The organism is Bradyrhizobium sp. 956_D2_N1_4 (assembly GCF_052076025.1).
GTDB lineage: Bacteria > Pseudomonadota > Alphaproteobacteria > Rhizobiales > Xanthobacteraceae > Bradyrhizobium > Bradyrhizobium barranii.
In genome coordinates this window covers 3,818,546-3,835,864 of the sequence record NZ_CP197237.1, presented here as the reverse complement: position 1 = coordinate 3,835,864, position 17,319 = coordinate 3,818,546, and the positions used below count along the sequence as shown (strand labels likewise).

At 64.2% G+C, this 17,319-nt stretch carries 17 protein-coding genes; 10 read left to right on the top strand and 7 right to left on the bottom strand.

What is annotated here, in order from left to right:
• Nucleotides 1-42 precede the first annotated feature (42 nt).
• Nucleotides 43-1,017: an alpha/beta fold hydrolase gene (locus AB7535_RS18005; protein ID WP_167768207.1), complete on the top strand. Its 975-nt coding sequence runs from the start codon at nucleotides 43-45 to the stop codon at nucleotides 1,015-1,017.
• Nucleotides 1,018-1,139: 122 nt separating this feature from the next.
• Here the strand turns inward: AB7535_RS18005 and AB7535_RS18000 are convergent, their stop codons facing one another.
• Entirely contained in the window at nucleotides 1,140-1,379 is a 240-nt protein-coding gene (locus AB7535_RS18000) for a hypothetical protein (RefSeq protein WP_028152628.1), read from the bottom strand.
• Nucleotides 1,380-1,721: 342 nt separating this feature from the next.
• Here AB7535_RS18000 and AB7535_RS17995 point away from each other — a divergent pair, with 342 nt between their 5' ends.
• From AB7535_RS17995 to AB7535_RS17985, 3 genes are all read left to right on the top strand, one after another.
• Complete coding sequence (locus AB7535_RS17995; RefSeq protein ID WP_028152627.1) at nucleotides 1,722-2,630, top strand: dihydrodipicolinate synthase family protein; 909 nt, start codon at nucleotides 1,722-1,724, stop codon at nucleotides 2,628-2,630.
• Between the two features lie 145 nt (nucleotides 2,631-2,775).
• On the top strand, nucleotides 2,776-3,747 hold the full coding sequence (locus AB7535_RS17990; RefSeq protein ID WP_135215968.1) for an SDR family NAD(P)-dependent oxidoreductase: 972 nt from the start codon (nucleotides 2,776-2,778) through the stop codon (nucleotides 3,745-3,747).
• A 309-nt stretch (nucleotides 3,748-4,056) separates the two neighbouring features.
• On the top strand, nucleotides 4,057-5,175 hold the full coding sequence (locus AB7535_RS17985) for an alpha/beta hydrolase family protein (protein WP_028152625.1): 1,119 nt from the start codon (nucleotides 4,057-4,059) through the stop codon (nucleotides 5,173-5,175).
• 116 nt (nucleotides 5,176-5,291) lie between these two features.
• On the opposite strand, the gene AB7535_RS17980 is transcribed toward AB7535_RS17985, so the two are convergent.
• Nucleotides 5,292-5,798: a MarR family winged helix-turn-helix transcriptional regulator gene (locus tag AB7535_RS17980; protein WP_028152624.1), complete on the bottom strand. Its 507-nt coding sequence runs from the start codon at nucleotides 5,796-5,798 to the stop codon at nucleotides 5,292-5,294.
• 407 nt (nucleotides 5,799-6,205) lie between these two features.
• On the opposite strand from AB7535_RS17980, the gene AB7535_RS17975 reads away from it, so the two are divergent.
• Entirely contained in the window at nucleotides 6,206-7,735 is a 1,530-nt protein-coding gene (locus AB7535_RS17975) for a porin (RefSeq protein WP_063982925.1), read from the top strand.
• A 268-nt stretch (nucleotides 7,736-8,003) separates the two neighbouring features.
• Here AB7535_RS17975 and AB7535_RS17970 read toward each other — a convergent pair whose 3' ends face one another.
• The 3 genes from AB7535_RS17970 to AB7535_RS17960 form a co-directional block, all read right to left on the bottom strand.
• Entirely contained in the window at nucleotides 8,004-8,507 is a 504-nt protein-coding gene (locus AB7535_RS17970; RefSeq protein WP_135215971.1) for a GcrA family cell cycle regulator, read from the bottom strand.
• Nucleotides 8,508-8,579: 72 nt separating this feature from the next.
• Nucleotides 8,580-8,777 (bottom strand): hypothetical protein, encoded by a 198-nt coding sequence (locus tag AB7535_RS17965; protein WP_007603456.1) that lies wholly within the window; start codon nucleotides 8,775-8,777, stop codon nucleotides 8,580-8,582.
• A 200-nt stretch (nucleotides 8,778-8,977) separates the two neighbouring features.
• Nucleotides 8,978-9,919, bottom strand: a complete 942-nt coding sequence (locus tag AB7535_RS17960) for an acetamidase/formamidase family protein (RefSeq protein WP_135215972.1) — start codon at nucleotides 9,917-9,919, stop codon at nucleotides 8,978-8,980.
• 232 nt (nucleotides 9,920-10,151) lie between these two features.
• Between AB7535_RS17960 and AB7535_RS17955 the strand changes: the two genes are divergently transcribed.
• The 4 genes from AB7535_RS17955 to AB7535_RS17940 are packed head-to-tail and all read left to right on the top strand — an operon-like array spanning nucleotide 10,152 to nucleotide 14,104.
• Nucleotides 10,152-10,868: a YdcF family protein gene (locus AB7535_RS17955; RefSeq protein WP_223154008.1), complete on the top strand. Its 717-nt coding sequence runs from the start codon at nucleotides 10,152-10,154 to the stop codon at nucleotides 10,866-10,868.
• Between the two features lie 60 nt (nucleotides 10,869-10,928).
• Nucleotides 10,929-11,711, top strand: a complete 783-nt coding sequence (locus AB7535_RS17950; protein ID WP_028155890.1) for a DUF169 domain-containing protein — start codon at nucleotides 10,929-10,931, stop codon at nucleotides 11,709-11,711.
• 9 nt (nucleotides 11,712-11,720) lie between these two features.
• Nucleotides 11,721-12,899 (top strand): saccharopine dehydrogenase family protein, encoded by a 1,179-nt coding sequence (locus AB7535_RS17945; RefSeq protein WP_439036708.1) that lies wholly within the window; start codon nucleotides 11,721-11,723, stop codon nucleotides 12,897-12,899.
• Nucleotides 12,900-12,928: 29 nt separating this feature from the next.
• Entirely contained in the window at nucleotides 12,929-14,104 is a 1,176-nt protein-coding gene (locus AB7535_RS17940; RefSeq protein WP_135215974.1) for a saccharopine dehydrogenase family protein, read from the top strand.
• 140 nt (nucleotides 14,105-14,244) lie between these two features.
• Here AB7535_RS17940 and AB7535_RS17935 read toward each other — a convergent pair whose 3' ends face one another.
• Entirely contained in the window at nucleotides 14,245-15,441 is a 1,197-nt protein-coding gene (locus AB7535_RS17935) for an FAD-dependent monooxygenase (RefSeq protein ID WP_135215975.1), read from the bottom strand.
• Between the two features lie 147 nt (nucleotides 15,442-15,588).
• On the opposite strand from AB7535_RS17935, the gene AB7535_RS17930 reads away from it, so the two are divergent.
• Nucleotides 15,589-16,065 (top strand): MarR family winged helix-turn-helix transcriptional regulator, encoded by a 477-nt coding sequence (locus AB7535_RS17930; RefSeq protein WP_166105847.1) that lies wholly within the window; start codon nucleotides 15,589-15,591, stop codon nucleotides 16,063-16,065.
• Here AB7535_RS17930 and AB7535_RS17925 read toward each other — a convergent pair.
• Nucleotides 16,034-17,290 carry an O-antigen ligase family protein gene (locus tag AB7535_RS17925; protein WP_167768208.1) on the bottom strand — a complete coding sequence of 419 codons (1,257 nt, stop codon included), beginning with the start codon at nucleotides 17,288-17,290 and terminating at the stop codon, nucleotides 16,034-16,036. The genes AB7535_RS17930 and AB7535_RS17925 overlap by 32 nt on opposite strands.
• Between the last annotated feature and the right edge of the window lie 29 nt (nucleotides 17,291-17,319).

Sequence of the window (17,319 nt, the reverse complement as noted above, 5' to 3'; positions counted from 1 at the left end):
TTCGTCGCCCATACAGAGAGCCCGGTCTGGAGGAGACCTGACATGAGCGTTGCAAAGATCGCATCGGCCTTCCAGTTCTGTCCGGGCGGCCGGCTGTTGGGGATGCGGCCATCCGGCGATCCCGCGCCGAGCCTGCAGAGTCGTTGCTTCAACGCGCTGTTGCGGCAGCTTCCGTTCAAGAAGCACCTTGCCTCGGCCGAGGCCGTGCAGGCGCATGTGCAGAAACTCGCATTGCAGCCGGCCTCCTACGAGCCGACGGGTTTGGGGCGCGGCGTCGAGGTGACGTTGACCAAGATGGGCGGATGGCCGGTCTATTACACGGCGCCATCTTCGGGCCATGAGGGCTGCAACCACGTCATGTTCCTGCACGGCGGTGGCTTCATCAACGAGATCGTGCCGGCGCATTGGCGCTTCGTCGGCCAGATGACGCGCAAGGCGCGCGTCGTCTGCGTGGTGCCGATCTATCCGCTTGCGCCGCGTGCCACCGCCAAGGATCTCGTACCGACGACGGCCGAGCTGTTGCGGATGCTGCTGGAGGATGTCGGGCCCGCAAAGGTCACGGTGGTCGGCAATTCCGCCGGCGCGGGCCTGGCGCTCGCCGCATGCCAGTGGCTGCGCGATCGCGGGCATCGGCAGCCGGGCCGGCTGATGCTGATCTCGCCCGCGGCCGATGCCTCGGTCAGCCGCCCGGAGCAGGTCGAGATCGCAGGCCGCGATCCGATCCAGGACATTCCGGGGATACTTGAGGCAGGGCGGCTCTATGCCGGCGAGCTCGATGTCGGCCATCCCTTCGTCAGTCCGCTCAACGGTGCCTTCCGTTCGCTCGCGCCGATGACGATCTTCTCGGGTACGCGCGATCTGCTCTATCCCGACAGCGTCGATCTCGCGGAGCGCGCGAGGGCGGCGGGCGTGCCGGTCGAGCTGCATCTGCTCCGTGACCAGCCGCACAATTTCGCGCTGATGCCGACGCCGGAAGGGCGACAGGCGCGTGCGATCATTCTGCGTGCAGTGGCTTAAAGGGAAGGCGTGATCGTCGTCACAGGGGCGCGCCGCCGCAATGGGGTCTGGCGCTAGCGGTGCCCGCGCGGAGAGACCAGGCTACCTCCGGGGCGTTTCCTCATCCGTACTCTTGCGGGGCCTTAGGCGTGGCCCTTGATCTCGTAGTGACCCGGCACGCATTTGTAGCGCTCGAGGCGCCAATTGGCGTGATAGATCGGATGCTCGCCCATCCATTTGGCAAGCGGGGCCTGTGCGCCGATCGCGCACTGCATCATCGACATCTCGGGCGTCATGTTGCTGTCGGTCACGATTTCCTCGATGCAACTGCCTGAGCTGGCTGCGCTCAGCCGGCAGAGCACGGCAACCACGGTCACGAACATTCCTGTCACCTCATCGGTAGTTTCAGACCACGAAGAGGATGCAAGCGGAGTGCCAGAGCCTGTGACACAAACAACACGCTGACCTGGCCGACTCGACCCAGCGTCCAACCTCATTTGATGATTCGGATTGTAAAAAAATTGCCCCTAAACCGAAGCCGGGCAAATACGGGGAATCCCCAAGGAAAAGGGCGAGGAAGGATCGCAGGAATGAGCGATTGTGGGGGCAGCGCCGCGCGAAGCGCCCCTTCACAAGGCCTGCGCAGCCGATAGGCTCGAAAGCGGACGGATACTCGTCAGGAGAGCGGGACCGCCACAGGACCAAAGGAAACGCGAGGGCAGACCATGAAGGCACGACCGACCGGCGTGATCCCGCCGATGACGACGCCGTTCCGGAAGGACGGCGAGATCGACCTTGGGCTCGTGGCGCCCCAGGTCGACTGGATGATCGGCGCCGGCGCGCATGGCGTCGCGGCCGGCGGCTCGACCGGCGAGGGCCACACGCTCGATCACGAGGAATATCGCGACCTGATGGCCGCGACGGTCGAGGCGGTGAAGGGACGCATTCCCGTGATCGCCGGGATCATCGTGGACTCCACGCGCGATGCGATCCGTCGCGGCAAGCTCGTGCGCGACATGAATGTCGCAGCGCTCCAGGTCACGCCGGTGCATTATCTGTTCAAGCCCGATGACGAGGCGATGGTCGCGCACTTCCGCGCCATGGCGGACGAGACCGGCATGCCCATCATCATCTACAACGTGGTGCCGTGGTCCTATCTGTCACCGGCGCTGCTGGTGCGGATCATGACCGAGGTGCCGCTGGTGGTCGGCGTCAAGCAGAGCGCGGGCGATCTCAAGCTGTTCGCGGATCTCATGATGATGGCGCCGGACAAGCTGATCTACAGCGCGGTCGATGCCCTCATGTATCCGTCCTACACGCTCGGCGCCCATGGCTCGATCGCCGCGATCCTGACCGCGGCGCCGCATGCCTCCGTCGCGCTGTGGGATGCGGTGAAGGCGGGCGACCATCCGCGCGCGCTCGACCTACACAAGAAGCTGTTGACGCTGTGGAACGCCGTGATTGCCGACAATCTGCCGGCCTGCACGCGTTACGCCCAGACGCTCCAGGGCTTGCCCAGGACCTATCCGCGCGCACCGATGCCGGAGGCCTCGCCGGCGCAGCAGGCCGCCACCCGCAAGGCGCTGGAGGCACTCGGCGCGTTGAACGGGGTGCGCGTCGAAGCGGCCGAATAGTCCGCGGGCCGAAATAACTGATGTGAAGATGGCAGCGCCGATCCGCTTTTACCTGCGGATGCGGCGCTGCTACATTTTGCGCGCGCCGCGATGCGCGGCGCCAGCTGTGAAGAAACATACCGACAAGGGGAGGGACCGAAGTCCGATGAAGGATTTTGCAGGAAAGATCGCCGTCATCACCGGCGGCGGCACGGGGATGGGACGCGAGCTCGCACGGCAGCTCGTCGCCGAGGGCTGCAATGTCGCGATGTGCGACGTCTCGGAGGCCGCGATGGCCGAGACCAAGCGGCTCTGCGAGGTCGAGAAGCTGCCGCAGGGCCTGCGGGTCACGACCCATGTCGCCGACGTCTCGATCGAGGATCATCTCAAGCGGTTTCGCGATGAGCTCGCCGAGCTGCAGAAGACCGATCGGATCCATCTCCTGTTCAACAATGCCGGCATCGGTGGCGGCGGCAGCCTGTTCACCAACACGCGCGAGCAGTGGGAGCGTACGTTCAACATCTGCTGGGGCGGCGTCTATCTCGGCGTGCGCACCTTCCTGCCGATGCTGGTGGCGGCGGACGAGGCCCACATCGTCAACACCGCGAGCGTCAACGGCTTCTGGGCCTCGATCGGCATGGGGCAGGCGCACACCGCCTACAGTTCGGCCAAGTTCGCGGTGAAAGGATTTACCGAAGCGCTGATCAACGACCTTCGCCTGCACGCGCCGCATGTCAAATGCTCGGTGGTGATGCCCGGCCATATCGGCACCTCGATCGTCTCCAATTCGCGCAAGGTGCAGAGCGCCGACGGGTCGGAGCGGCTCAATGCCGACGAGGTCGCGCTGACCCGCAAGCGCATGGTCGCGGCTGGCGTGCCGGATGCTGACAAGATGTCGGACGAGGACATCCAGGCTGCGTTCGCCGAACGCGCCCGCAGCTTCCTCGAGGACGCGCCGACGACTGCTGCGCAGGCCGCGAAGATCATCCTCAACGGGGTCAAGGCGGACCGGTGGCGCATTCTTGTGGGCGAAGACGCAAAGCGCCTTGACGAACGCGTGCGCGCAACGCCGGAGCAGGCCTACGACCGCGCCTTCTATGAAAGCTTTACGCAGGAAGTTGGCTGGCGGCTCGGTTGATTCGGTTTGGCTGAGACTGTCAACGAACGTCCGCGTATGTAGGTATGACGACCATCATGGCAAGAGGTGCGGACGTATTATTACACAGGTAATTTACATGTTACGCAGGTAACTTTACGTGCCACCTCTTGCCACTTTCCGACGCCTTATGACGATTTGGAATGTCACGCATGCGACATGCTCCGTCGTTCAAGCAATGTTCAAGCGATGGTGATGTGAAACGGGTCTCATTCGGCGCACGGCAGCTTGGTTGGTGAACCAAAATAGTTTAGTCGATCAGGGGTAACGCCATCATAAAGCGTAGCTCCGATGATACCCGCATGCCTCTCCGACGACTGGATCCTCTGCCCGGAGAGAGAGGATATTTCCGCTGAATTCACGCGGCTCCTCACCGCGGCGCAGGAGGGTGGCGCCACCATCGCAGAATGCCTGATGATCGCGCGGCAGCTCAAGCAGGGCGGTGAGCAGTCCTGGCACCGCGAATGGAAGCGGCTGGCGCAAGCCAACCGGCAGCGTGCCGAGGCGGCGTTCGCGGAAGGCCACATGGCGACCGCGCAGCGCAACTGGCTGCGGGCGATGAACTACTACGGCGCGGCCGCGATGCCGCTGGACCAGGCCGACGAGCGCCGCTGGGTCGCGGTGCTCGCCATGCAGGAATGCGCGCGCCGCTTCCTCACCGCGCGCGGTCCGGCTGGCGAGGTCGTCACGATTCCCTGGGCCGATGACGGACACGTTTTGCAAGGCTATTTCCTGCCTGCGTCCCCGGCCGGCAAGCGGGCTCCGACCGTGATCTGCATCGGCGAGCCCGGACACCGCAAGGAAGAATTCCTGTTCAAGCTCGCGCCGCATGCGCGCGAACGCGGACTGTCGATGCTCGCGCTGGACCTGCTCGGCGACCAGCGTGACGACTATACCGACACGCTCCTGCAGCGCCGCGACCTCGAGAGCTCGATTGCCAGCGTCATGGATTATCTGGAGACACGCGGCGACGTCGATTTCGATCGCGTCGCCATCGTGGCCGACGGGTGGGGCTCTTCCTTCGTCGCGCGCGCGGTGTTGCAGGAGCCGAGGCTCGCCGCGGCCGTCTGCGACGGCGGTCTGTGGGACCTGCACGAACGATCCTTCTTCGCCAGCCGCTTTGCGATGAGCGACCTCAGCATCGTCCCGGTGCCGTCGGCGCCGTTGATGGCCTCGAGCGTCGACTGTCCGGTGCTGATCACGCTCGGCGAGGACGGCTGGCTCAAGGCCGACCGGGCGCGCCAGATCGTGCAGAAGTCGCGACTCGGCAGCTCCGACATCGTGCTGAAGGTGTTCACCGCGCAGGAGACCGGCGCGGCGCAGGCCCATGCGGACAATCCCAGCCTTGCCAACGAATACATCTTCGACTGGCTGGAATCGCAACTGGGCGCCACGGGGCGGCGGATCTGAACGCCGCCTGCTGTCTTAAAGCGCGATGAGATTGGGATGAATCGTCATCGCGATTTAGGTTGTTGCTTGGGCATGATCTTTTCGGAAAACCGCTTCGCACTTTTCCGGATCATGTTTTAGTAGTCGAGGGATATCCTGACGCAGGCCTTTTCGAGCCGGGTCTTCAGCGTCGCCAGCTTGCCGGTGAATTCGGTCAGTTCGTTCTCGTCGAATTCCTGGAAGACGAATTCGCGGATCGTTTTGTACTGCTCGTTGAGGCTTGCGATGTGCTTCTGCGTCTTCTCGACCAGCGACAGCCGCACCACGCGGGCGTCGGTCGGCGAGGGCCGCCGCCGCAGCAGGCCCTTCTTCTCCAGCAGCTTGGACTGGGTGGTGACGAAGGACGGATCGACGTGGAGCAGCTTGGAGACCACGTTGACGGGCACGCCGTCGTCCTTGTCGAGGTCGGAGATCGCCATCAGGATCAGCCATTGCGGACCGCTGATGCCCAGCGTTCTCGCCCAGAACTGACGCAACTCCTCCAGATACATGTTGATCGACGAAATTTCCCAGGTGAAACGCCTGATGATATCGAGATTGCCGATGGAGCGGAGGCGCGCCCCTTCCTTCCTGGTCGCTGACACAGCGTCACTCCCGTGATCTGATTCTTTTCCGGCCGGTGTCTTGCACGGCCATAGTCCACGCAAGTCTGCCCAGACGCAAGTGCAGAGCAGGGTAATTTTGTCACTAAAACTACAAAGATGATCAGCTCAGCATATTCCCTCACTCGCGGTGTTGCGCGCGGGGCACAGGTTTAGTGAAACAACAAAGCTGACTAAATAAACTATTTTGATTAGCGGAACGGCGCAGGCATATTGGCCCGTGACGGTGGGGGGTACTCAATCGTCCCGTTGCAGGTGGTTCGCTCACGTCCCTCGCGTCGATGCGGGTGTGTCCAAAAGCGCGAAGCGGCCGAGCGGATTTGAAAAGACGGGGATCTGGGGGGCCTCACGGTCCGGTCTCCGTAAAATGAGCAACTTGGAGGTTTTATATGAAAGTGGTGAAGAGCCTTTTGCTCGGCACTGCGGCGGGTCTGATCGCCGTCGGCGGAGCACAAGCGGCCGATCTTCCGGTCAAGGCCAAGGCGGTCGAGTACGTCAAGATCTGCTCGCTCTACGGCGCGGGCTTCTACTACATCCCGGGCACCGACACCTGCATCAAGCTCGGCGGCTATCTGCGTGCTGAAGTCGCGCTCAATGCCGGCGGCAACTACAGCGCCGCCTACAACGGTGTTTCCGGCGCGAACAACCGCCTGTCGAACTACTATTTGGCGCGCGCTCGCGAGGACCTCAACATCGATACCCGTACCGCGACTGAGTACGGGGTGGTTCGCACTTACTTTGACGCGGTGTTCACCTGGACGACCGATAACTATACGGGAAGCGGCTCGGCAACAGGCGCGACCGTTTACTCGCAACTCGGAAGCACGGGCGTGTCTGCGCCGAACAACGCAAGCTCGGGCACGATCTCGGGTGGTACGCTCGGCGTCTACTATGCGTTCATCCAGTTCGCCGGCTTCACCATGGGTAAGTCCGTGTCGCAGTTCGACGCGCCCTGGACCAACTATCCCGGCAACAACTTCGACCAGCTCGTCGGTGGCAGCGGCTCCGTGAACGGCGTCGCCCAGTTCACCTACACGGCCGATTTCGGCCAGGGCGTGACCGCGACCGTTTCGGCGCAGGACCAGACCCAGTTCTTCACGACCAACATCTGGAACACCGCCGGCATGTCCACCAGCGGCGTCCTCGGCGGTGCTTACGGCTCGAACGATATCGGCGGCACTAGGTCGCCCGACATCGTCGGCATGGTTCGTGTCGACCAGGCCTGGGGCCTGTTCCAGGCGTCGGTGGCTGCGCACGACAACCACGTCGCCTACTACGGCGCGTCCGAAGTCACCGGTCATCCGGAAGACAAGTGGGGCTGGGCCGTTCAGCTAGCTCTGCAGATCAAGAACATCCCGACCGGTGCTGGCGACGTGATCAACATCTCGGGCGTCTATACCGACGGCGCGAGCCGCTACAACTTCCAGTCGCTGGCGGCGACCAGCTACTCGATGTTCGGCGGTTCGGGCAGCGCGTATCAGAGCATCGGCTTTGCCGGCGTGTCTGACGCGGTGTTCGGTCCCAACGGCCAGCTCGAGCTGACCAAGACCTACGGTTTCCGTGGTGCCTACACCCACAACTGGAACCCGTACTGGAATACGGCGCTCTACGGCGCGTGGGCTGCGGTCAACTACAGCGGCACGGCGAAGGGCCTGATCTGCGGCAGCGCTGCGTTCGCCTCGCTGACCGGCACCTGCAACCCGGACTTCAACATCGGCCAGATCGGCGTCATCACCCGCTGGACGCCGGTCAAGAACCTGACCTTCTCGGCTGACTTCGTCTACAGCCACCTCGACCAGAAGTACTCGGGCGTGATCACCACCCCGGCGCTGGCGTCGGTTGCCAAGCCTGCGGCAACCTACGAGCTGAAGGACCAGGACACCTACAGCCTGCTGCTGCGCGCCCAGCGCAACTGGTAAGCTGAAGACCGTTCCGATCTGATAGAGCCCCGGCGGGAAACCGCCGGGGCTTTTTCATGAAAGCGGCCTTCGGAAAATCCGGCAACACGTTGCAAACGACGAAGACGAGCTATGCGAATCGATCGCCCTCAAACTTATTTACTTACCTGAGTTGATCAGCTATCTTGTTTTCAGCCGATTACGAAAGTCACGGCTCTTAGCTTCATGCTAAGCCTCCAGAAACCTCCGGTGATGCCCCGCCGGAGGTTTTTCGTTTTGGGATTTTCCTTCAGCCGCGCATCACACGGGCGCGCGAGTTCGGCCGGTAGGCGAGGCGGCTGTGGCCGACGCAGTAGGACTGGCCGTCGGGCGCGGTATTGCCGCAGAAGCAGAAGTCGTCTGCGCCCGGCGTCGAGATCGGCCAGCGGCAGCGATTCTCGGCGAGCTCCAGCAGCGAGCAGCGGTTGGCATCGTCGATCGGACCCGCGACCGCAGATGTGTCGGTGTCGCCGTAGATCGTGGCGAGCATCTCATATTGCAGCCGAGGTACGGCTCTCGTCCCGCGCCGCGGCGCGAGGCTCCGCTCGAGCTTGCGCTCGTCGGTCGTCCTGCCGCGCGTGAGATTGAGCCGGGACAGCTTGCCGATCACCGCGTTGCGGCTGACGCCGATGTCGGCAGCGATCTCGCTGCAGGTGAGGCCGGCCTCGAAGTGCTGCTTCAGAAGCTCAATTCGTTCGTTGGTCCAAGTCGGTGAAGAAGCAGTCGGTGAAGAAGTTGGTGAGAGAACAGGCATTGTAACGGTCCCAGGTTGCAGATGTCGGCCATCCGCCTCTCGAGATCCGTCCGCCTCACGTCCGGCGCGCCCTCACGTTCTGCCGTTGTCGCGAATCGACAAAAGGCCGTCCTTGATGGCGAGACGGATGCCTTCCTCGATCAGAGTGCGTGCGACGCCGGGAACGCTGGTGCCGTGGGTGCCCTGTCTCACCAGTTTTTCCAGATAGGTGATGGTCGAGAGCGCCAAGGTTACGGGAATGCGGTCAGTCTCGGCTTTTTCGGTGGCCATGGCCCGAACGCTAGCCTCTTACTCGGGTACATAAAAGTAACGATTAAGACTCTATTTAGGTTCAGGGGTGGGAGTCAAATCCGGGCGAGACCGGTGTTTCAGCTCATTGGAATCACTAGGAAAATCAGGCGCAGCGCCGCGCGCCGCGCGGGATGCCGAGCGGCGGCGGCGTGGAGACGGGTCCGGGCAGGCGGGTGGAGCTAGCCGTGCACGATCGCCTTTTCGATCATGCAATGGATGCCTTTGCAGCCGTTGACGGTCTGCGTCACCCGCAGGTCGGCGGCCAGGCTGCACAGCGTGTAGGCGTCCTCGCGCGACAGGTTTCGCGTCTCGCCGAGCAGCACGATCATGTCGCGCAGCGCGCGCACCGCGCACTGGTCGAGGTCGGGATCCATGGCCATGGTCATGTAATGCGTCGCCGTCTCGGCGCGCGGATAGTCGAACCTGAGGTCCCTGCGCAGCGTCAGGCGGAAGCGGCCCTGGAGCGCGGTCTCGATCGCGGTGACGCAGACCTCGCCGTCGCCCTGCACGCCATGGCCGTCGCCGCAGGAGAACATCGCGCCTGGGACGAACACCGGCAAATAGAGCGTCGCACCGGCCCCGAGCTCCTTGTTGTCGAGATTGCCGCCCATTGCGCGCGGCACGAGCGAGGAGATGCGGCCCCAGGCCGGCGGCGGCGAGACGCCCATCACGCCGAAGAATGGCTTGAGCGGCAGATCGAGGCCCCAGGGCATGCGGCCGACCATCCGCGACCGGTCGAGCGGGATGTTCAGGATGCGCGTTTCGTGGAAATCGTCGGGCAGGGTGCCGGACAGCGGCTTGATCATGTTCCAGCCCCAATCCTGCCGGAGCTGGACGTCGAGGATCTCGACCGCCAGCACGTCGCCGGGCTCGGCGCCCTCGACCGCGATCGGGCCGGTGAGGATGTGGCCGGGCAGCATGCGCTCGTTCTTGGCGTGAACCTCGAACATCTCCGGCGGAATGTGAAACTTGGTGCGGTCGGGCAGCATGTCGGGCCCGCCGCTGATGGTGTCGACCGTCACCTCATCGCCGCTTTTGACGGTGAGGACGGGTTTGAGCGCGGCTTCGAAGAAGCCCCAATGGCAGGTCTCGGGGCTTGAATGCAGGTGGTGATGGGTCATTAGCCGCGTCCAATCGGTTTCATCAGAACTCGTCATGAGAACCTGTTATGCCCGGGCTTGACCGGGCGATCGATCCTCTTTCAAGAAGATTTCTGAAGATGGACGGGCCGGTCAAGCCCGGCACGATCATTCCAGCGAGGCTCCCCTGTATTTCGTTCTTTCCAAGACCCTCGGCACCGCTCTGCTGCCGATCAATCTCCTGATCGAGCTCGGAATCCTGTCGCTGCTGCTGATGGCGACGCGGTTTGCCGCGGTCGGCCGCAAGCTTGCCGTGACCACGCTGGTGCTGCTGGCGCTGGTCGCGTTCTCGCCGATCGGCAATCTTCTGCTGTATCCGCTGGAGTCGCGATTCCCGGCGTGGGACCCGTCGCGGGGCGCCCCCGACGGCATCATCGTGCTCGGCGGCTCGATTGACACCGATCTGTCGGCGGCGCATCGCACGCCCGTGGTTGCGCACGCGGCCGATCGCATGCTGGCGCCGGCCGACCTCGCGCGGCGCTATCCGAACGCGCGTATCGTCTTCACCGGCGGCTCGGCGAACCTGGTCGCGACGGAGGCGAGGGAGGCCGACTACACCGCGCCGATCCTGGAAAGCCTGGGCATACCGAAGGAGCGCCTGATCCTCGAGCGCGACTCCCGCAACACCTGGGAGAACGCGATCTTCACAAAGCAGCTGGTGACGCCGAAGCCGGGCGAACGCTGGCTTCTGGTCACGTCGGCCTTCCACATGCCGCGCGCGATGGGGATTTTCCGCAAGGCCGGGTTCGATGTCGAAGCCTATCCGGTGGATTGGCGGATGGGTGGGCGCGACGGGCTCTTCGCCTTCACCCGCAATGGGGCAGATGGTCTCGGCAAGACCGACGTCGCCGTGCGCGAATGGATCGGCCTTTTGGCGTATCGCATCATGGGGCGGACCGGCGAGTTGCTTCCGGGACCGGGTAAGGACTAAAACGAGAGCCGCAGAACAAGAACAGAGTACCGGCGCGCGATCGTCGGTCGGGAGGACGCCATGCAGCAGCAGAGCGCAGACAGGATCGATCTTGCCGGCCTCGTCGCCGACCTCAACAGCCTGCTGCGGCTGAAGACGACGGTGATCGGCATGAAGCTGTTCGCGCGCACCGCCGACATGGAGGCGATCCCGAAAATCCGGCGGCCGAACGCGGTCCACACCACCGACCAGATCGTCAGCATGGCTGCACGTCTGGGTTGGACGGTCGGTATCACTGCCGACGATCTTGTCGGTGCGCAGTGTCGCGCCGTGATCGGGCTTGCGCCGCAGGACGAAAAATGGCTCGCCGGCGAAAACTATGTCGGGGTCTGGCACGGCACCGCCGAGGACGCGCGCAAGCGCCAGGAGGCGCTGGACGTGGTTCCGTTTGGGCAGTATCAGGCGCTTGCGGTCAGTCCGCTCGCGAGCGGGCGGCTCGATCCGCCCGACATCTGCCTGGTCTATGCGACGCCGGGGCAGATGATCATCCTGATCAACGGGCTGCAATATACCGGCTACAAGAAGTTCGAATGGGGGGTGGTCGGTGAGACCGCCTGCGCGGATTCCTGGGGGCGGGCGCTGAAAACCGGTGAGCCCAGCCTGTCCTTGCCATGCTATGCCGAACGGCGCTATGGCGGCGTGCCGGACGAGGAGATGCTGATGGCCTTGAAGCCCTCGCATCTCGCCAAGGCGATCGAGGGTATGAAGGCGCTGGCCAAGAACGGCCTGCGCTATCCGATTCCGCCTTATGGGATTCAAAGCGACGTCCGCGCCGGCATGGGCGTGAGTTACGCGAAGAAGTAAAGGTCGACCATGAGCTCAGCGAAATTCGACATCGTCGTCTGCGGTGCGACCGGTTTCACCGGCCAGCTCGTCGCCGAATATCTGACTCAGCATTACAAGGGCGACCACGCGCTCAAATGGGCGATGGCAGGCCGTAGCCTCGGCAAGCTCAAGTCGGTACGCGACGCGATCGGCGCGCCCGGGAATACGCCGCTGATTGTCGCGGATGCGTCGGACGCGGCCTCGCTGAAGGCGATGGCGGAGCAGACGATGTCGGTGATTACCACCGTCGGCCCGTATCAGCTCTATGGCGAGGAACTGCTCGCGGCCTGCGTCGCCACCGGCACCGATTATTTCGATCTCTGCGGCGAACCGATCTGGATGCGACAGATGATCGACAAGTACGAGGCGGCCGCCAAAGAGAGCGGCGCGCGTATCGTGTTCTCATGCGGTTTCGATTCCGTGCCGTTCGAGCTCGGTGCGCTTGTCGTGCAGGAAGAGGCCAAACGCGTGTTCGGCGCTCCGGCCTCGCGTGTGAAAGGCCGCGTGCGCGACATGCGCGGCACGCTGTCGGGCGGCACCGCGGCGAGCGCGAAGGCGACCTTCGATGCGGTCGCCAAGGACATCAGCCTGATCGCGATCCTGAACGATCCGTTCGCGTTGACGCCGGGCTTCACCGGCCCGAAGCAGCCGAAGGGCAACAGGTCGCTGCTCGAGGAGGATCTGCAATCCTGGGCCGCGCCGTTCATGATGGCACTGATCAACACGCGCAACGTCCATCGCTCCAACATGCTGATGGGCTTTCCCTACGGCCAGGACTTCGTCTACGACGAGATGGTTCTGACGGGTCCCGGCGAGAAGGGCGAAGCCAACGCGCAGCGCGTGGTGGCAGCCAACGCCGAGAAGACCGGTCCGAACGCGCCGAAGCCGGGCGAGGGGCCGTCGAAGGAAGAGCGGGAGAACGGCCGCTTCGACCTGCTCTATGTCGCGATCGCGCCCGACGGCCGCATGGTTCGCGCCGGCGTCACCGGCGACCGCGATCCCGGCTACGGCTCGACCTCGAAGATGATCTCCGAATGCGCGATGTGCCTGTTGCGCGATGTGACAGACGTCCCGGCCGGATTCTGGACGCCGGGCGCGGCGATGCAGCACAAGCTGATCAAGCGCCTGCGGGACAATGCTGGGCTGACGTTCGGAGTGGAAGCGTAAGGTCCACGGCTCCCAAGGAAGCGTGATCCGTGTCCGCGAAGTTCGACATCGTCGTCTACGGCGCAACGGGATACACCGGCCAGCTCGTCGCCGAATATCTCGCTGCAAGCTACGCCGGTGACGGCGCGCCGACATGGGCGATGGCCGGGCGCAGCAGGGACAAGCTCGCCTCCGTTCGCGATGCGATCAGCGCACCCGCTGACACGCCGCTGATCGTGGCGGACGCAGCCGATCCTGCGTCGTTGCGCGCGATGGTCGATCAGGCGAAGCTGGTGGTCACAACGGTCGGTCCCTACCAGCTTTATGGTTCCGATCTGCTCGCCGCCTGCGTCGCGTCGGGCACCGACTACATGGATCTCTGCGGCGAGCCGATCTGGCTGAAGCAGATGATCGACAGGCATGACGCGGCGGCGAAGGCGAGCGGCGCGCGCATCATGTTCTCCTGCGGCTTCGATTCCATCCCGTTCGAGCTCGGTGCGTTCTTCGTGCAGGAGGAAGCCCGTCGCGTGTTCGGAGCGCCGGCGCCGCGCGTCAAGGGGCGCGTCCGCGACCTCAGTTGGAAGTTCTCCGGCGGCACCTCGGCGAGCGCGAGGGTCACCTTCGAAGCAGTCGCGCAGGATCTCAGCCTGGTGTCGATCCTCAAGGACCCCTTCGCGTTCACGCCCGGCTTCGAGGGGCCGAAACAGCCGCGCGGCAACAAGCCCGTTTTCGAGGAAGACCTGCAATCCTGGTCCGCCCCGTTTGCTATGGCGACGCTGAACACGCGCAACGTCCATCGCTCCAACATGCTGATGGGATTCCCGTATGGCCGGGATTTCGTCTACGACGAGATGGTGCTGACGGGGACGGGGGACGAAGGGCAGGCCAACGCGAAGCTCGTCATGGCCGCCAATAGCGAAAAGACCGGCCCCAAAGCGCTCAAGCCCGGCGAGGGGCCGTCGAAGGAAGAGCGCGACAGCGGTCATTACGACGTGCTCTATGTCGCGATCGCGCCCGACGGCCGTCAGGTTCGCGCGGCGGTGAAGGGCGATCTCGATCCCGGCTATGCCTCAACGGCGAAGATGGTTTCCGAATGCGCGGTTTGCCTGCTGCGCGACACGCCTGATGTCCCGGCCGGTCTGTGGACCCCGGGGGCAGCGATGCAGCACAAGCTGATCAAGCGGCTGCGGGAGAATGCAGGGCTGAGGTTCGAGGTGGAGGGGTAGGCGCTTTTGCGTGCCTAAATGACGGTGTCGTCGCCCGGCTTCACCGGGCGACCCAGTATTCCAGAGACAGTGTTGTTGAATCGAGAGGCCGCTGCGTATTGGATCGCCCGCCTTCGCGGGCGATGACAGTGAGATTGCCGCTACGCCGCCCGCGCATCATACGCGTACATGAATTCCATGCTCTTCGAGCCCAGCGGCAACAGCCATTTCATCATCTGATTGCGGACCCATGCGCCGGTGGCGCTGAACTCGCGCTTGCTGTTGCCGTTGCGGCGGGCCATCGCGACGATCTTTTCCGTGCGCGGCCGCCGTTCGGCCTCGAAGGCCTGGAAGGTGGCGCCGAGCTCCTGGCCCTCCTGCATCAGCCGCGCGAGCCGCATCGCATCCTCGAGCGCGAGCGAAGCGCCCTGGCCCGCGTGGGGGCTGGTCGCATGCGCGGCATCGCCGATCAGCAGCGAGCGCTTGCGCGACCATGTCGGCAAGGTCGCGACGTCGAGCGTGTCGGTGACCACGATGTTCTCGGCCGCGTCGATGATGTCGGGGATCGGATCGTGCCAGCCGTGATGGAAGCCGCGCAGATGCTGTTTCAGCGTCGCGTGGTCGAGCGCGCGGAACATCGCCGCGTCCATGCCGTGCGCGGGCTGCGTGCTCCACCACATCACGCCGTCGTTCGGATCCGGGCTGCAATAGCCATAGCCGAAGAACCCGCTCTTGCCGAAGGTGGTCTCGACGTGCCGGCCGATCGGCCTGCCATCGAGGACGGCGTGCGGCACGAAGCCGCCGAACCCGATCAGTCCGGTGTCGAACGGTTGCGGACCGTCCGGCACGACCTGGCGACGCACGATCGAGTGCACGCCGTCGGCGCCGATCAGGAAGTCGCCTTCGGCCGTGGTGCCATCGGAGAAGTAGGCGATGATCGGCTGGTCGCCGCGGTCCTCGATCTTGATCAGGCGCTTCTCGAAATAGAGCGAGACGCAGGCGCACCAGGCCTTGTCGATCAGGATTTCGTTCAGCGTGGCGCGGCAGACATTGACGGCCGGCTGGCCGAAGCGCCGCGCCATGTCGCGGTTGATCGAACCGAGCCGTTCGCCGCTCTGCGAATAGAAATCGAAGGATTCCGCGATCGAGCCGCGGCTGATCAACTCGTTCGCGAGCCCGATCTCGTCCAGCACATGCATGCCGTTCGGTGCGATCTGGAGGCCGCCGCCGATGCCCTTCGAATAGGGCCAGGCTTCGTAGATTGCGGATTCGATGCCAGCGCGGCGCAGCAGGATCGCGGTGACGGGCCCGGCGATACCGGCGCCGATGATCAGGGCCTTGCGGGGACGGTTGGACATGGCTTGCTCCCGACGTTTCCGTGGTGCTAGGAGAAATTACGGCTGCTAAATCTCTTAGTAGCTAAGATATATATCGACTAAGATATGAGGTCAGCCTTGTCAAGGACGAAGGCGCGCGCGGCGCTGTTGCAGGAGCTCGAGGAAGCGATGCGGCGGTCGTCCGCGCAGGGTGTGCTCTATGGCCAAACGGTTGCGAACGTTGCCGGAATTGCCAATTCCGACCTCGAATGCATGGACATCCTCTATCTCGAGGGCCGCGTTACCGCGGGCCGGCTTGCCGAGGTCACGGGGCTGACGACGGGCGCCATCACCGGCGTGGTCGACCGGCTCGAGAAGGCCGGACTGGTGCGCCGCGAACGGGACGAGCAAGACCGCCGCAAGGTCTTCATTTCCGTCGTGCCTGAGACGGCGATGAAGATCGGCCAGCTCTACGTGCCGATGCAGCAGGCGATGGAGAAGGTGTTCGGCGCCTATTCCGACGAAGAGCTGCGCCTGCTGCTGCGCTTCGCGACCGAGGGCTACAAGGGCGTGCTCGCGGCAACCGAGGCGCTGAAGGGACTGCTCGATACGCCGCCGGAAAAGCGGCCCGATCTCAAACTGAAGAAGCTTCGTCGCGAGACTTGATCTTGTAAGCCTGCGCAGCCGCGATCATGCCCCACATCGCGCCCAGCATCATCCAGAAGTGCCGCCAGTGGTCGGTGTCGATCACGAAGCTCTCGCCGACGGTGCCGACGAAGGCGGAGAAGATCGCGAGATAAGCGCGCTGCCAGGGCACACGGACGAAGATGTGCCTGATACCCATGATCACGGTGGTGAAGACTAGCGCGGGATAGCACACGCCGGAGAGCCAGCCGCCGGACATGAAGGCGTTGAGGTAGGAGTTGTGGGTGTCCTCGGGGAAGTAGCGGTGGAATTGCAGGGGGCCGATGCCGAACGGCAGGTCGAGCGCCATCTCCGCGCCGAGGATGTGCCGGCCGAACCGGCCGAAGCGGCCTTCGTCATAGCTCTGGTCGAAGCTTGCGCGCTGCTTGAACATCTCGGCGGTGGAATCGAATGACAGCAGCACCGCGATCAGCGCGAGGCCCAGCACCGCGGCAACGATCGCCATGACGACGATGCGCGAGCGCTGCGCGTTGGTGCGGCTGGTCAGCACCATCAGCGCCAGCATGAAGGCGGAGGTCAGCACCAGTCCGCCCCAGGCGGCCCGGGAGAACGCGAGCAGGATCGCCAGCGACATGATGCCGAAAGCGATGACGTTGCGGAACGCCTTGGCAAACTTATCGGAGACCACGCTCTGGAGCGCGAACAGCGCCGGCAGGATCAGGAAGGCGCCGAGCACGTTCGGGTCCTTGAACGTGCCGCGTGCGCGCCCGTAGAGGGTGAGGAGATCGTCTCCGCCGGGAACCAGATGGAAGTAGCCGGCGACCGCCGACAGCGAGGCGACCATCGCGCCGACCACGAGGCCGCGGCGGAGCATGTCGAGCCGGGCCGCGGTGTCCTCCGAAGTGACCATCGCGAAGAACACGACGGTGACCGCCATGTACCAGGACGTCGCGATCCAGCTCGCCACCTCGGATTGCTCGAACAGCGGGACCGCGCTGATCGTGTAGCCGATATTGAGCAGGACCAGCATCAGGATCAGCGGCATCAGCACGAGCCGCAGGCGCAGGCCGGTCGCGAAGAAGGTGACGGCGGCCAGCAGCGTCACGATCTCATAGGGGCTCGGCTCGATGAAGACGATGGCGCCGGAGGCGCCGGCCAGCCACACCAGCGCGCGCTGGATGGCCAGCACGCCGGGCGCAGCGCGAACCGCTGCATTCATCTCCCCGGCTGTTGCCGCATACGCCATCACACGCTCACGCTATACGCCACAAACAA